The 13,589-nt window shown below is 71.0% G+C and carries 14 protein-coding genes and 1 tRNA gene; 13 read left to right on the top strand and 2 right to left on the bottom strand.

The genetic code is table 11. The features are described from left to right. Positions 1-85 precede the first annotated feature (85 nt). Positions 86-1,084, bottom strand: coding sequence for a glycerophosphodiester phosphodiesterase family protein (locus KV394_RS00735; protein WP_247982053.1), 999 nt, complete (start codon positions 1,082-1,084; stop codon positions 86-88). Between the two features lie 163 nt (positions 1,085-1,247). Here KV394_RS00735 and KV394_RS00730 point away from each other — a divergent pair, with 163 nt between their 5' ends. The 5 genes from KV394_RS00730 (at position 1,248) to KV394_RS00710 (ending at position 6,670) form a co-directional block, all read left to right on the top strand. Then, positions 1,248-2,624 carry a cystathionine beta-synthase gene (locus tag KV394_RS00730; protein WP_136034207.1) on the top strand — a complete coding sequence of 459 codons (1,377 nt, stop codon included), beginning with the start codon at positions 1,248-1,250 and terminating at the stop codon, positions 2,622-2,624. A 54-nt stretch (positions 2,625-2,678) separates the two neighbouring features. After that, complete coding sequence (locus KV394_RS00725; protein ID WP_247637627.1) at positions 2,679-3,830, top strand: cystathionine gamma-synthase; 1,152 nt, start codon at positions 2,679-2,681, stop codon at positions 3,828-3,830. A gap of 156 nt (positions 3,831-3,986) precedes the next feature. Next, positions 3,987-5,357, top strand: a complete 1,371-nt coding sequence (locus KV394_RS00720) for a multidrug effflux MFS transporter (protein WP_378802686.1) — start codon at positions 3,987-3,989, stop codon at positions 5,355-5,357. A gap of 30 nt (positions 5,358-5,387) precedes the next feature. Beyond that, on the top strand, positions 5,388-6,032 hold the full coding sequence (locus KV394_RS00715) for a phosphatase PAP2 family protein (RefSeq protein WP_206252914.1): 645 nt from the start codon (positions 5,388-5,390) through the stop codon (positions 6,030-6,032). A 20-nt stretch (positions 6,033-6,052) separates the two neighbouring features. Further along, the gene (locus tag KV394_RS00710) at positions 6,053-6,670 is read left to right on the top strand and encodes a GNAT family N-acetyltransferase (protein ID WP_205812784.1); all 618 of its coding nucleotides are present in this window, start codon (positions 6,053-6,055) and stop codon (positions 6,668-6,670) included. Between the two features lie 166 nt (positions 6,671-6,836). Here the strand turns inward: KV394_RS00710 and KV394_RS00705 are convergent. Beyond that, positions 6,837-6,924, bottom strand: a tRNA-Ser gene (locus tag KV394_RS00705). A gap of 193 nt (positions 6,925-7,117) precedes the next feature. Between KV394_RS00705 and mpaB the strand changes: the two genes are divergently transcribed. The 8 genes from mpaB to mpaP all read left to right on the top strand — a co-directional run bounded on the left by mpaB (position 7,118) and on the right by mpaP (position 13,588). Continuing rightward, entirely contained in the window at positions 7,118-8,149 is a 1,032-nt protein-coding gene (gene mpaB / locus KV394_RS00700; RefSeq protein ID WP_136045749.1) for a daptide biosynthesis RiPP recognition protein, read from the top strand. Continuing rightward, the gene (gene mpaD / locus KV394_RS00695) at positions 8,146-9,405 is read left to right on the top strand and encodes a daptide-type RiPP biosynthesis aminotransferase (protein WP_136045748.1); all 1,260 of its coding nucleotides are present in this window, start codon (positions 8,146-8,148) and stop codon (positions 9,403-9,405) included. The genes mpaB and mpaD overlap by 4 nt, the downstream gene beginning before the upstream one ends. Before the next feature lie 59 nt (positions 9,406-9,464). After that, positions 9,465-10,604 carry a daptide-type RiPP biosynthesis dehydogenase gene (gene mpaC / locus KV394_RS00690; RefSeq protein ID WP_240753239.1) on the top strand — a complete coding sequence of 380 codons (1,140 nt, stop codon included), beginning with the start codon at positions 9,465-9,467 and terminating at the stop codon, positions 10,602-10,604. Further along, on the top strand, positions 10,588-10,722 hold the full coding sequence (gene mpaA1, locus KV394_RS17355; RefSeq protein ID WP_275090549.1) for an MpaA1 family daptide-type RiPP: 135 nt from the start codon (positions 10,588-10,590) through the stop codon (positions 10,720-10,722). Before mpaC ends, mpaA1 begins: the two co-directional genes overlap by 17 nt. 38 nt (positions 10,723-10,760) lie before the next feature. Then, positions 10,761-10,886, top strand: coding sequence for an MpaA2 family daptide-type RiPP (gene mpaA2, locus KV394_RS17350; protein WP_275090548.1), 126 nt, complete (start codon positions 10,761-10,763; stop codon positions 10,884-10,886). Positions 10,887-10,922: 36 nt separating this feature from the next. Beyond that, on the top strand, positions 10,923-11,042 hold the full coding sequence (gene mpaA3 / locus KV394_RS17410) for an MpaA3 family daptide-type RiPP (protein WP_323131762.1): 120 nt from the start codon (positions 10,923-10,925) through the stop codon (positions 11,040-11,042). 61 nt (positions 11,043-11,103) lie between these two features. Further along, positions 11,104-11,931 carry a daptide-type RiPP biosynthesis methyltransferase gene (mpaM, locus tag KV394_RS00685; RefSeq protein ID WP_136034218.1) on the top strand — a complete coding sequence of 276 codons (828 nt, stop codon included), beginning with the start codon at positions 11,104-11,106 and terminating at the stop codon, positions 11,929-11,931. 58 nt (positions 11,932-11,989) lie between these two features. Then, positions 11,990-13,588 (top strand): daptide biosynthesis intramembrane metalloprotease, encoded by a 1,599-nt coding sequence (mpaP, locus tag KV394_RS00680; RefSeq protein ID WP_247982052.1) that lies wholly within the window; start codon positions 11,990-11,992, stop codon positions 13,586-13,588. Position 13,589: the final 1 nt, after the last annotated feature.

Raw genomic sequence — 13,589 nt, 5'->3', positions numbered from 1 at the left:
AGGAACAGAAGCCGAAGCCGAGGGGGCACACGGAGGGGCCGGACACCACCAGGTGCCCGGCCCCTTCGGTCATCCCGCGCCGCACTCAGCGCGAGTGGCCCGCCCTCCACGCCACCGCGTCGCGAGGTGAGTCGACCAGCACGGCGTCGATGCCCAGGCGGCCGAGCTCGCGGTACCGCTCCGCGCCCGTCACGCCGATCACCATCAGGTTCACGCGGTCCTTCGGGTCGAGACACGCGACCGACTCGCGGTCCCACGGCGTCACCTCCACCTCGGTCGTCGCGGTGCCCGAGGTGAACGTCTCGCTCACGGCGACCGTCCGCCGGTCCTCGAACGCCATCCACGTCCCCGCGGCCGGAGGCGCGTCGCAGTGGTGGGCCAGGGCGATCTCGAGCAGCCGCTCGCGCGTGAGGTCGCGGTCCTCGGCGACCTGCACGTCTCCGGCCGCCCTGGCCGCCCCGCTCGCTACCGCGTCGGTGGAGTACATGACCGTGTTCGCCGTGCGGTGGGTCTCGCGCAGCACGGCGAGCACGGCCTGCGCGAGCGGCTCCGGGTTCGCCTGCTTGAGGTCGAGGAACAGCAGTCGATCCTCCGGCACCTCGGCCAGCGCCTGGCGAAGGGTGGGCAGCAGCGCCGCCCCCGAGCGGTACGGGGTGTCGGTGCTGCCGCGGGGGTGGAAGTTCCAGCCGGCGTTCAACCCGGTCAGCTCGTCGGCGGTGTGCTCCGCGACCGTCCCGGTGCCGTCGGTGTTCGCGGCGAGGTCGACCGGGCGGTACAGCACTGGCACGCCGTCCTTCGACAGCTGCACCGTGAGCCAGAGTCCGTCGGCGCCGTCGTCGAGCGAGCCGCGGATGCCCTCCAGGGTGTTCTCGGGGTAGTCGGCCGTGCCCGCGCGATGGGCGATGATGAGCGGCTCGTGGCGATGACGGTCGGGGGAGGTGCCGGCGTCGCGGGTGGCCGGTCGCGCGGGGGACCCGCTCGCGGCGAGAGCCTGTTCGCCGGTGGCCGCGGCGAGCGGCAGGAGGCAGCCGAGGGCCAGGGCGGCGGCGGCGCGGATCCAGGGGCTCGATGGTCGGATGGACATGGTGGTGCTCCTTCACGGGGTCCCCGCCGCTTCCGATGGACTCCCCGCCGCGCGGGCAGGCTAGCATCGCAGCGGCGATCACCCGGTATACCCGCCACGACGGGCAGCTCGTCGGCGTCGTCACACCCGCGTGGGCGCCGTGGTGCCGCCGTATTCTGGGCTCATGGCCTACGCAGAATCGATCGTCGACCTGGTCGGCGACACGCCCCTCGTGAAGCTCCAGCGCGTCACGGAGGGCATCGCGTGCACGGTGCTCGTCAAGCTCGAGTACCTCAACCCCGGCGGTTCGGCGAAGGACCGCATCGCGACCCGGATCATCGATGCGGCCGAGGCCAACGGCGACCTCGCCCCCGGCGGCACGATCGTCGAGCCCACCAGCGGCAACACCGGGGTGGGCCTCGCCCTGGTCGCCCAGCAGCGCGGCTACCGGTGCGTGTTCGTCGTGCCGGACAAGGTCGGCGAGGACAAGATCGACGTGCTCCGCGCCTACGGGGCCGAGGTCGTGGTCACGCCCACCTCGGTCGCCGCCGACAGCCCCGAGTCGTACTACAGCGTCAGCGACCGGCTGGCGCGGGAGATCCCCGGGGCGTTCAAGCCGAACCAGTACGAGAACCCGAACGGTCCGCGCAGCCACTACGAGACGACCGGGCCGGAGATCTGGCGCGACACCGAGGGCGCGGTCACGCACTTCGTCGCCGGAGTGGGCACGGGCGGCACCATCACGGGCACGGGCCGCTACCTGCGCGAGGTGTCGGACGGCCGCGTGCGCATCGTCGGCGTCGACCCCGAGGGCAGCGTCTACAGCGGAGGCACCGGGCGGCCGTACCTGGTCGAAGGCGTGGGGGAGGACATCTGGCCCGGCGCCTACGACCCCTCCGTGCCGCACGAGATCGTGGCCGTGAGCGACGCCGAGGCCTTCGCGATGACTCGACGGCTGGCGCGCGAGGAGGGCATCCTGGTCGGCGGGTCGAGCGGCATGGCCGTGGTCGGCGCCCTGCGGGTGGCCCGCGACCTGCCCGCGGAGGCGGTGATGGTCGTGCTGCTGCCCGACGGGGGGCGCGGCTACCTCGGAAAGATCTTCAACGACGGCTGGATGCGCTCGTACGGCTTCAGCGAGGTGGAGGAGGGCGAGACCGTCGCGGACGTGCTGGCCGCCCGCCCGTCGCGGACGGGACACGGGCTGCCCGACCTCGTCCACGCGCATCCCACCGACACCGTGCTGGAGGCGATCCGCATGATGACGGAGTACGACGTGTCGCAGCTCGTCGTGCTGAGCGCCGAGCCGCCCGTGATGATGGGCGAGGTCGTGGGCACCGTCGACGAGAAGGGCCTGCTCGACCTGCTGTTCCGCGGCGACGCCGAGCCCAGCGATGCGGTCGGTGCGCACGTGGGGGAGCGGCTGCCGCTGGTCGGCATCCACGCGCCGGTGGCGCAGGCCAGGGCGGCCCTCGCCGAGGCCGACGCGCTGCTGGTGACGGAAGACGGCAAGCCGCACACGGTGCTCACCCGGCAGGACCTGCTGGCGTACCTGTCGCGCTGACGCGGGGCGTAACAGGGGCCGTCGGCGCGCGAAGCCCGGTCGTAGGCTGAGGACATGTCCGAGCACGCCTTCGCCACCCGAGCCATCCACGCGGGCCAAGCGCCCGACCCGACCACCGGGGCGATCATCCCACCGATCTATCAGTCCTCGACCCACGTGCAGGACGGCATCGGCGGCTTCCGCGACGGCTACGAGTACAACCGCGCGGGCAACCCGACGCGGTCGTCGCTGGAGACGCAGCTCGCGGCTCTGGAGGGCGGCGTGAGCGCGCTGTCGTTCGCGTCGGGGCTCGCCGCGGAGGATGCGCTGCTGCGCGGCATCCTGAAGCCGGGCGACCACGTGCTGCTCGGCAACGACGTCTACGGCGGGACCTACCGTCTGCTGACGAAGGTGCTGGCGCCGTGGGGCATCGTCACCACGACCGCCGAGCTGTCCGACCCGGATGCCCTCCGGGCGGCGATCCGCCCCGAGACGCGGATCGTCTGGCTGGAGACGCCGAGCAACCCGCTGCTGAAGGTGGTCGACATCGCGCTGATCGTCGAGATCGCCCACGCGGCCGGGGTGCTCGTGGTGGTGGACAACACGTTCGCGTCGCCCGCGCTGCAGCAGCCGCTGGCGCTCGGCGCCGACCTGGTCGTGCACTCCACCACGAAGTACCTCGGCGGGCACTCCGATGTGCTCGGCGGGGCCGTGGTGTTCGGCGACGACCGCTTCGTGGAGCCGGTCAAGTTCCAGCAGTTCGCGGTGGGTGCGGTCTCGGCGCCGCTGGACGCCTGGCTCACCACCCGCGGCATCAAGACCCTCGCGGTGCGCATGCGGCAGCACTCCGAGAACGCCCAGGCGATCGCGGAGTGGGCGGCCGCGCGACCGGAGTTCGCCGAGGTGTACTACCCGGGCCTGTCGTCGCACCCGGGTCACGCGGTGGCGGCGCGGCAGATGAGCGGCTTCGGCGGCATGCTGTCGCTCGGGCTCGCGGCCGGTGCCGAGGCGGCGCGGTCGTTCGCGGAGAGCACGAGCGTGTTCCAGCTGGCCGAGTCGCTCGGCGGGGTCGAGTCGCTGATCGGCTACCCGCCGGAGATGACGCACGCCTCGGTGCGCGGGACCGAGCTCGCGGTGCCCGAGAACGTGGTGCGGCTGTCGGTCGGCATCGAGGACGTCACGGATCTGATCGCGGATCTCGAGGAGGGCCTCGCGCGCCTCGGCTGACCGGCCTCAGCACTCCCCGTACGGGATCGACGACGCACCCCCGGAGCGCTCCGGGGGTGCGTTTGCCGTCCCGCTGGACGAGGCGGCGACGGTAGCATGAAGGGTTCCCCTGGCCGAATCGATTCGACCACGCTCCGCCGATTCTGGAAGGACCTCGTGTCCGACGCCCCTCGCACCGACAGCACTCCGACCACCCCCGGGCCCGCGCCCGAACGCACCGCGACCGGCAGCATCCGCACCTCGTCGCCCACCGGCGCCATCCGCACGCTCGGATCGAACCCGGCCACCGCGCCGATCATGCTGCACCCGGGCGACGCGATCCCGCTCGGACGTCGCACGCTCACGATCATCCTGCTCGGAGCCCTCACGGCCCTCGGGCCGTTCACGATCGACCTCTACCTGCCCGCGTTCCCCGTGCTGGAGGAGGACTTCCAGACCACGGCCGCCGCGATCCAGCTCACCCTGACCGGCACCATGATCGGCTTCGCGCTCGGTCAGCTCATCGTCGGACCGCTCAGCGACAAGATCGGCCGCCGCACTCCGCTCATCGCCGTGACCGCGCTGCACGTGCTGGCCAGCCTCGGTGCCGCGTTCGCCCCCGACCTGCCGCTGCTCGGTGCCGCCCGGGTGCTGATGGGCATCGGCGCCGCGGCGGGCGGTGTGGTCGCGATGGCCGTGGTGCGCGACCTGTTCGGCGGGCGACGCCTGGTGGTGATGCTCTCGCGGCTCGCGCTCGTGTCCGGCGTGGCACCCGTGATCGCTCCGCTGATCGGCTCGTGGCTGCTGACGCTCATGCCCTGGCGCGGCATCTTCGGCGTGCTCGCGGCCTACGGCGTGGTGATGCTCGTGTCGACGGTGCTGTTCATCCGGGAGACCCTCCCGGTCGCGCGACGCAAGGACCCCGGTGGCGCGACGATGCGCGAGCGGTACCGGTCCGTGCTGACCGACCGGGTGTTCCTCGGGGTGCTCGTGATCGGCGGCATGACGTTCTCCGGCCTGTTCTCGTACCTGTCGGCGTCGCCGTTCCTGTTCCAGGTGACGCACGGGCTCGACCCGCAGCAGTATGGGCTGCTGTTCGCGGTGAACTCCCTCGGCGTCGTGATCGGCGTGCAGACCGCGTCGCGCCTCGCCGCGCGCTTCGGGCCGCAGTGGGTCATGGCGTACTCCACCGCGGTGCTGCTGCTCGCCGCCTCCGCCATCGTCATCACCGACCAGCTCGGCCTCGGCCTGTGGGGGACCGTGATCCCGCTGTTCGTGTTCATGACCGCCTGCGGCTTCACGTTCCCGAACGTGCAGGTGCTCGCGCTCGACCGTCACGGCAAGGCCGCAGGCACCGCCGCGTCGATCATCGGCGCGACGAACTTCGGCGTCGCGGGGCTCATCTCGCCGCTGGTGGGCTGGATCTCGCAGGACGCGGGGATCACCGCGACCACCATGGCCTCGGTCATGGTGGGCTGCGCCGCGGTGGGCATCCTCGCCCTGTGGTTCGTGGTGCGCCCGCGCACCGTCGGCATGCTGACGCCCTGAGGTCGCACGAGCATCGGTCAGAATAGGACGATGAATCGACGGATGCTGCTCTGGTGGGGCGTCGCCTGCCTGCTCCTGGCCACCGCACTGGGCGCGGTCGTCGTGCTCACCTCCCCGCAGACCTTCGGGTTCGACCGGTGGTGGAACGAGACGATCGTGCGCATCCGTGCCGACTGGATGCTCGACTTCGCCCTGGTGCTGAACTGGATCGGTGGCGGCTGGGTCGCCATCCTCGGGGTCCCGCTCCTGGCGATCCTGATCCTCCTGCTGCTGCGGCGCTGGCGAGGGGCGCTGTTCGCAGCGATCTGCTTCCTCGCGAGTGCCGGAGCGGTGCAGCTGCTGAAGAACATCTTCGGGCGCGCTCGTCCCGACGACATGCTCGTGGTGAGCGACTACGGCTCCTTCCCGTCCGGGCACACCGCGAACGCCGCGACCATCGCGGTGGTCGTCTGGGTCCTCTTCCCCCGCGTCTGGACGGCGATCGCCGGAGCGGTCTGGGTGCTGGCGATGGCGCTGTCGCGCACGTTCCTGTCGGTGCACTGGGCGACGGACACGCTCGGCGGCGCTCTCGTCGGTGCGGGTGTGGTGCTGGCGCTCGCCGCCTGGCTGCTGCCGTGGGTGCGCGCCGACGTGGCGGACCGTGCGGCCCGCGCCGATAGGCTGAGCCAGACCTGACCCGACCCGAGGAGTGCTCCGTGGCGCGTATCCGCCCCTACCGGCCCACCGACCGTGCCGCGATGTACGAGATCTGTCTCAAGACCGCCGATGCCGGCGGTGACGCCACCGGCATCCTGTCGGACGACGACCTGTGGGGCGCGCTGTTCGCCGTGCCGTACGTGGAGCGCCACCCCGACCTCGCGTGGGTCGTGGAGGGAGACGACGGCCGGGCGATCGGCTACCTCGTCGCGACCGACGACACCGACGCGTTCTACGCCTGGTTCCGCGACGTGTGGTGGCCTCCGTTCCGCGAGCGCTACCCGCGCCCCGAGGCCGTGGACGGACGCGAGAGCCGCCTGATCGACTACGCCTACACGCGCGAGCCCGGCGCCGAGCCGCACGCCGCCGCGTACCCGGCCCACCTGCACATCGACCTGCTGCCCGAGACGCAGGGGCAGGGGATGGGGCGACGCCTGGTGGAGACGCTGTTCGACGAGCTCCGCCGCCGCGGTGTGCCCGCCCTGCACCTGGGCATGGATCCGGCCAACGCGGGTGCGGCGGCGTTCTACGACCGGCTCGGCATGACCCGTCTCGCGGAGACCCCCGGCGGCATCACCTACGGCGTGCGCTTCGATGACGAGGCCGGGGCGCGCTGACGCCTCCCCATCCGACGACGAAGGCCCCCGCAACGTCGGGGGCCTTCTCGTTTCTGGCGGTGACGCGGGACTCCGGTGCTCGCTGCGCTCACTCCTCCCCGAATCCCACGATGCTCGGGAGAAAGCCAGAAGGGCCCCCGCTGGCGCGGAGACCCTTCTGGCTTTCTGGCGGTGACGGCGGGATTCGAACCCGCGGTTGCTTGCACAACACACGCTTTCCAAGCGTGCTCCTTCGGCCGCTCGGACACGTCACCAGGGAACAACCTGTCCATCCTATCCGATGCGATGTGGTGCGCGTGACCGGGCCCGGGGACGTCATCCGAAGAGGCAGATGTGTAATATTGCACCTCACGAGGGTGCTGTATAACCTCAAGTGAGGACGCGACCGACACTGGGGAGGTCGCACCCCGGGGGAATCATGCGAGCGCAAGAAAGAGGGACGCCCTGATGTCGGGCGATGAGATCTTCGGTGCGCGCGCTCTGCGCGAGTGGATAACCGGTGAGCGCCATCATTACTCGCGGGTGTTCTTCGTGGATCGGAACGCCCCCGCCCGCCAGGTCCTGGCGGCCGCCGAAGGCCGCGACGCGGTCTTCCTGCCGGATGGGAGTGAGCCGTGCGAGACCCACGCCGAGGTCATCCGCTACGGGGGTGGGTGGGACGACATCGGCGATGAGCTGTTCCTCGGCCCGCACGGCGTCGAGCGCCAGGACTACATCGCGGCGGCCTTCGTACAGATCGTGGGACCGATCGTCGTCGGATTCTCCGATGAGACGAGCTGGCGGGCATTCCTCGACGATGCGGAGCTCGCTCGACGCACCGGCGTGTTTCCCGCCGCCCTGCTCGATGCCCGCGTGCTCCTCGCGGACCGCGTCGCGCTCGCTTCTCCCGTAGCGCTGATGCGTCCGAGTGCCGTCCGCGTCCGCAGCGACGGGCGGGTCTCGGCGGGCATGCAGGGCGAGGTGGTCGGTGCGGTCACCGAGCTGCCGTCTCTTCTCGCTGCAGCGCTGCCGGGGGCCGCCCTGGTGGGCGGAGTCATGCCCCGAGACAGGGTGCTCGACGACCTCCGCACGCGGGGCTGGGTCGGGCGATACCTCACGGCACTGGAGCTGATGAGAACCCTCTCCCTCGCGAGCACCGACGCGGCGATCGCGGGCTTCGGCTGGACGCCCTTCGACGACGGGCTCTGCGATGCCGAACCCCGGACCGCCGATCCGCTTCTCCTCGAGACGGGGGACGGGTTTCTGCTCGCGGATCTCACGACGCGGCGCCGGCAGCTGCTGTCCCCCGACACGGCCAGGGTCGTGGCGGTCACGCAGACGTCCAGCGATACGGAGAGTGCGGCCGCGCGCGTGGCGCGACAGCTCGAGGTGCCGAAGTCCCAGGCGCTCTCGCTCTGCCTCGAAGCGATCGATGCGCTCGGCGTGCACTGCGGGCGGCGAGCCGTCGACTCGTCCTCGACGACAGGAGCCGTGCGGTGAGCGCGCCGCACGCCCTCTGGACCTCGATGCTGCCGGCGGACACGACCTTCGCGCCGGACCGGGTCGCGGTCGGAGCCGCGGGTCATCGGATTGCCTTCGCGGACGGCTCGACGCGGCTCTGTGCGACGAGCGGGCTGTGGAACGTCCCGCTGGGCTTCGGCAACCCTGCCGTGGCCGAAGCCGTGAGTCGGGCGAGCCGCGACGCCTCGTATCTCTCCCTCTTCCGGGCTCCGCATCGCTACGCCGAACACGCTGCGGACGCTCTCATCGACCTCGCCGGCTCGCTCCGCTACCGCCGCGTGATCTTCTCCACCTCCGGCGGGGCGGCGAACGACGCAGCCATGAAACTCGTCCGCCAGTACTGGGCGCAGAAGGGGCGCCGGGACCGGACGATCAGCGTCGGCCTCCGCGGCAGCTATCACGGCACGATGTACGGCAGTCACGCCCTGAGCGGTGACGATCTCCTGCAGTCCGTGTACGCCGTCGACCGCCGCTCCGTGCGGCACGTGTCGGCGCACGACGACGGTGAGGAGCTGGCGACCCTGATGGCACGGGAGGGCTCGCGGGTGGCCTCGGTCGTCGTGGAACCGATCCTGGGCAGCGGCGCGCACGCGCTCTCCGACGCGTTCGTCGATCGCCTTCTCGCCCTGCGCGAGGAGTACGGCTTCCTCGTCGTCGCCGACGAGGTCGCGACGGGTTTCGGCCGCACGGGCACGATGTTCGCGACCGACACCTGGCCCGCCGCACCCGACGTGCTCATCCTGTCGAAAGCGTTGACCAACGGCGCGATGGGGGCCGCCGCACTCCTGGTGGGGCAAGAGATCGCCGTCGCATTCACAGACGGCGGATGGACGTTCGTGCACGGGGAGACGCAAGCGGGGACCCCGATGTGCGCGGCAGCGATCCTCGCCGTGATCGATGAGCTGCGTCGTATCGACGTGGAGTCGGCGACACAGGCGCTGGCCGTCGAACTGCAGAACCTGGTGCGGTCGTGGAAGACGGAGCAGCTGATCGCCGACAGCACCGGTCGCGGGTGTTTCGTCGGGCTTGCCCTTCGTGACGAGCACGGTCAGGAGCTCTCCGGAGCCGCCGTCCTGCGGGTCGTCTCCGCGATCGCCGATCACGGTGTCGTCGTGCATCCGGGGCCCAGTGCGATCGAGCTGATCCCGGCGTACGGTTTCGGCGCGCCGGAGCTGCGAGAGGTCGACACCGCCGTCCGCGCCGGCCTCGCCGAGGCACGTGGGGCGCTCTCATGACCAGCGGATTCGCGGGTCGCGTTCCGACTCTCTGGCACGGACCGGGGATCGCCCGTCGGATGACGCGTCAGCTGACGGCAGGACGTGAGGCGCTCGTCATCGCAGATCCGGCCGCGGTGCTCCCGCTTCCCACCGGACGCTCGGTGCGCACGCGGACACTCGACACCGGGCGCGCCGATGTCAGAGCGGTCCTCGCGATCGCTCGCGAGATGATGGACCGCCCGCCGGAGGTGGTGGTGGCCGTCGGAGGTGGAAGCATCCTCGACGCGGGCAAGATCGCCGCGCTCGCGCTGGCCCGGGGTCATCTCCTCGACTACGCCATCGGGCACGCGCGGCTGTCCGCGCTCACCGTCCTGCCCGACGCACTCCCGCCCGTCGACCTCGTGGCCGTGCCGACGACGCTGGGGACCTCGTCGGAGACGAACGGCGTCGGCATCCTCACGAACGAACGGGGCTCTCGACTGATCGTCGGCCGCGCCCTCCGCCCCCGCCACGCCCTGGTCGACCCGTGGAACTTCTCCACCCTCAGCCCGGGTGCGGTGCGCGAGGGAGCGCTGGAGGCGTTCTTGCGCATCGCGGGTGCGGCGACCAGCGTCCAACGAAGCCCGAGGGCCGACAGCGACGCCGTCGCTCTCGGAAGGGCCCTGCTCGAGACCGCGGCGCACGACGCCGGATCGCCCTCGGGGAGACAGCGCCTCGCGCGTCTGAGCGGAGCCACGCAGCGCAGCGCGGCGCTGCGTGGAGGCGATCCCTTCAGCGCGCGGCACTGGTATCTGGCGAACGAGGTTTCCTCTCACCTGGGCGTGCGCAAGATGGTCGCGACGGCGGCGGTCATCGGCGCGGTCTGGCGCCGAATCGGAGCGGGCGACGCTCGCTGGGGTGACCGGGAGAGTCTCGCGGACTTCTGGGCGCGTGTCGCTCACGCGGTGGCCCTTCCCCTCGACCCGGCGGACGGCATCGACGCGCTGCTCGAGCGGTGGCGGATTCCGAGTCCGCCCCGGCCGGCCGCAGCGCTCCTGCACAGCATCGCCGAGGCCGCCGAGCAGTCGTGGGGCGGGCGTCGGCCGATGCTCCACGGGCTCGACGCGGGAGACCTCCGCGCTGTGCTGGGCGACGGCAGATGGAGCCTCCGAAACGCAGCGGCGAAAGCCGGACGATCGACGAAGGAAGGAGGTGAACGAGATGGAACCACGCAGTGACACGTGCATCCGATTCGAAGAGCTGGATCCCATGGAGGCCCCGAGCTGGGACAGCTTCTACAAGGGCGTCATCGGTGCTCTGATCCTCATCGGTGCGGGCGCGGCGATGGCCACGTGATCTGACTTGACGGCGGGAGAGAGCGAAGGGAGGTGAGCATGCACGCTGCGACGCCGACGCTCGAGTTCACAGAACTCGAGGCCATGGACGCGCTCAACGACGGCGATGACTTCATGCGGGGTTTCGCCGTCGGAGTGATCATCGGGATCCTCGCTCTGACGTAGGAGACGCACTCGGACGAGTGCCCAAGGAGGTGCACAGTGCAGAAGGCATCGATCGAGTTCGTGGAGCTCGAGCAACTCGACACACCGATGGAGTGGTGGGAGCACGCCAGCTACATCATCGCCATCATCGGCGGGGCGGTGGCGATCGCCACCTGACAGAAGGGTGCGGGCCGCAGGCGGGGGCCCGCGCCCGCTCACACCGGGAAGGCGAAGACGAATGGCAGATCTGATCACGGAGGCGGTGGCCGCACGGCTCCGCGCGGTCGGCGCGCACGCCGTGCCGGAGGACCTGTACGCGGCTGCGGGCAGTACCTTCTACGAACGGCTCGTCGGCTCCGATCGTGCCGAGATCCGGGAGGTGCTCGCGCTCGCGCGGAAGACCGAGGGTCCGATCCTCGACCTCGCGGCGGGAAGCGGACGGCTCACGATCCCTCTGGTGCGCTCGGGCCGGCGCGTGATCGCGCTCGACCTGTCGGCCGACATGCTGGCCCTCGTGCGGCACGTCCTCCCGGGGGAATCCGCCGTGGAGTGCGTCGTGGCGGACATGCGCGACTTCACGCTCGCGCGACGCTTCCGCCTGGTCATCCTCGGTGCCACCTCTCTCACCCTGTTGAACGGGGAAGACCGCGCTGCGCTGTACGCCGCCGTTCGGCGGCACCTCGCTCCGGGCGGTCTCTTCGCATTCACGCTGGCGGGGGCCATCGCGGAAGCGGAACTGCGCGTGACGAGGACCGAGAAGATCTGGGTCCCGGGGCCGGATGGCGCGGAGAGGTATCTGTTCAGCCAGCAGATCGAGGACGACGGCTCCGCCCGACTCGTGAACTGGCTGCGCGCGGACGATCTGGTACCGGGGGGAAGGGTGACGGTGTTCACGAGCCGCCTGCAGGTTCTCGGCCTGGATGAGATCTGCCGTGAGATCGCGGACGCCGGGTTCGAGGAACCGAACGTTTCTCCCGTACGGTCTCCGCAGGGTGCGGAGATCGTGATGGTGACGACGTCCGCGGTTTCCTCCACGACGATCGCGGCTGACGATGCCGTCGCCTGAGCCGCCCCACCGGCAGCGCTTTCGCGGGACCGCCCCGCTGGGTGCCGAGGACCGTCCCGTGCGCTCCGCAGACGTCTCCTTCGAACGTGTCGGGGAGGACGCGGTGTGGGTCGCGTCCGTGCACGGCGTTCCGACGTCGCGGGTCTCGCGCTCCGTCGTCGATCTGCTGGAGGCGATGGACGGCGAGACACCGCTCCACGTCCTCCGCACCCGCTTCGCACCGTCCGAGTCCTCGGAGAGCTTCCTTCGACTCGTCGAGCGCTTCCGAGCGAGCGGATTGCTGGAGGGCGCAGGAAGAACCCCGCCGGGGCGGCTGTCGTATCGTGCCCCGCTCACCCTGCAGGTCGCGACCCTGCGTGCGCCCGAGCTCTTCCGACGGTTGCACCGTCTGCTCCCGTCGCTTCCCAAGAGGGTGATGCTGATCCCGGTCGTCATGGCCGGGCTCGGGGCTGTTGCCGCCCTTCTTCAGGCGGCGGATGTCGTCCGGGTCGTCGTGACACCGGTGCCGCTGGCCGCCCTCCTCGGCACCGTCATCGTGCTCGGGCTGCTCACCCTGCTCCACGAGACGGCCCACGGCCTCACACTCACCGGCTTCGGCGGCACGCCCCGTCGGGCCGGTTTCATGATCTTCTATCTCGCTCCCGCGTTCTTCGTCGATGTGACGGACGGCTGGCGTCTCCGCGACCGTGGGCAACGCGTGTCGGTCGCCCTCGCCGGACCAGCCGTGCACGTGGTGGCCGCCGGAGTCGCTCTGGTCGCCGCTCTCGCGCTCCCGCCGTCCGAGCTTCGTCAGGCCGTGCTGCTGGCGGGTGTCTCGTGCGTCCTCATCGTCCTGATCAATCTCATCCCCTTCGTGCGCTTCGACGGATACATCGCGCTCATGAGTGCTCTCGACGAGCCGAATCTGCGCGAACGCACGATCCGCGATGCCTCGGACCGCCTGGTCCGGCTCCTCTTCGGGGGTGGGCGGTCGGAGAAGCGAGTGCCGCGGTGGTGGAGCGTGCCGTTCGGTCTGGCGAGCCTGTTCACGCCGTGCGTGTTGGTGTTCCTCGCTGTTGCACGGGTGGCGAAGGCGGGTACCGCGGGCGGCCCGGTGCTCTCCGTCCTCACGCTCGCTCTGGAGGTCATCGTGGCGATCACCGGGCTGACGATCGTGCTTCGGGCGCTCGTGCGCGTGCTCCGGGCCGGAGTGTCCCGAGTCCGATTCGCGACCGTGCTCGCCGTGATGACCGGCGCTGTCGTCATCGCCGGTGCCCTGATCCCCGTGCCACGCACGGTCACGCTCGGCTTCTGGACGCATGACGGCCGGATGTCGCTCGTGCAGGCCGGAGGAGGACGCGCTTCCGGAATCCCCGACGGCACCCGCGTCGACCTGATGACCAGCGGGATCCTCGGGAGCGCGGTGATCGGCACCGGGACGGTCGTGCACCGGTCCCCGACCCCGGTGACGGTGCCGTTGGACGCGCTGGTCCCGGTGTCCGCCCCCGACGTCTCCGTCGCCGCGGTGAGTATCGGCGTCGTCGAGTTATCCCCAGACCACCCAGCCCCGCCGGGCACCGGGCAGGCGCGTGCTCATCTGGGGACGACCGATCTGTGGCACGCGCTCTGGACGGCGGGAGTGACCGAGCCGTTGTCGACTCTCATGGACGAAAGGTAGG

Origin of the sequence: Microbacterium sufflavum, from assembly GCF_023101165.1 — a bacterium.
Classification (GTDB): domain Bacteria; phylum Actinomycetota; class Actinomycetes; order Actinomycetales; family Microbacteriaceae; genus Microbacterium; species Microbacterium sufflavum.
The sequence above is the reverse complement of the archived record's forward strand: the minus strand, read 5'-3'. Positions and strand labels throughout refer to the sequence as shown.

Coding starts and splice junctions, on each gene's coding strand:
- mpaC (WP_240753239.1), top strand. CDS start 9,465: ATGACGCGTCAGCTGACGGCAGGACGTGAGGCGCTCGTCATCGCAGAT.
- mpaB (WP_136045749.1), top strand. CDS start 7,118: ATGTCGGGCGATGAGATCTTCGGTGCGCGCGCTCTGCGCGAGTGGATA.
- KV394_RS00715 (WP_206252914.1), top strand. CDS start 5,388: ATGAATCGACGGATGCTGCTCTGGTGGGGCGTCGCCTGCCTGCTCCTG.
- mpaA2 (WP_275090548.1), top strand. CDS start 10,761: ATGCACGCTGCGACGCCGACGCTCGAGTTCACAGAACTCGAGGCCATG.
- mpaM (WP_136034218.1), top strand. CDS start 11,104: ATGGCAGATCTGATCACGGAGGCGGTGGCCGCACGGCTCCGCGCGGTC.
- KV394_RS00725 (WP_247637627.1), top strand. CDS start 2,679: ATGTCCGAGCACGCCTTCGCCACCCGAGCCATCCACGCGGGCCAAGCG.
- KV394_RS00735 (WP_247982053.1), bottom strand. CDS start 1,084: ATGTCCATCCGACCATCGAGCCCCTGGATCCGCGCCGCCGCCGCCCTG.
- mpaA1 (WP_275090549.1), top strand. CDS start 10,588: ATGGAACCACGCAGTGACACGTGCATCCGATTCGAAGAGCTGGATCCC.
- KV394_RS00730 (WP_136034207.1), top strand. CDS start 1,248: ATGGCCTACGCAGAATCGATCGTCGACCTGGTCGGCGACACGCCCCTC.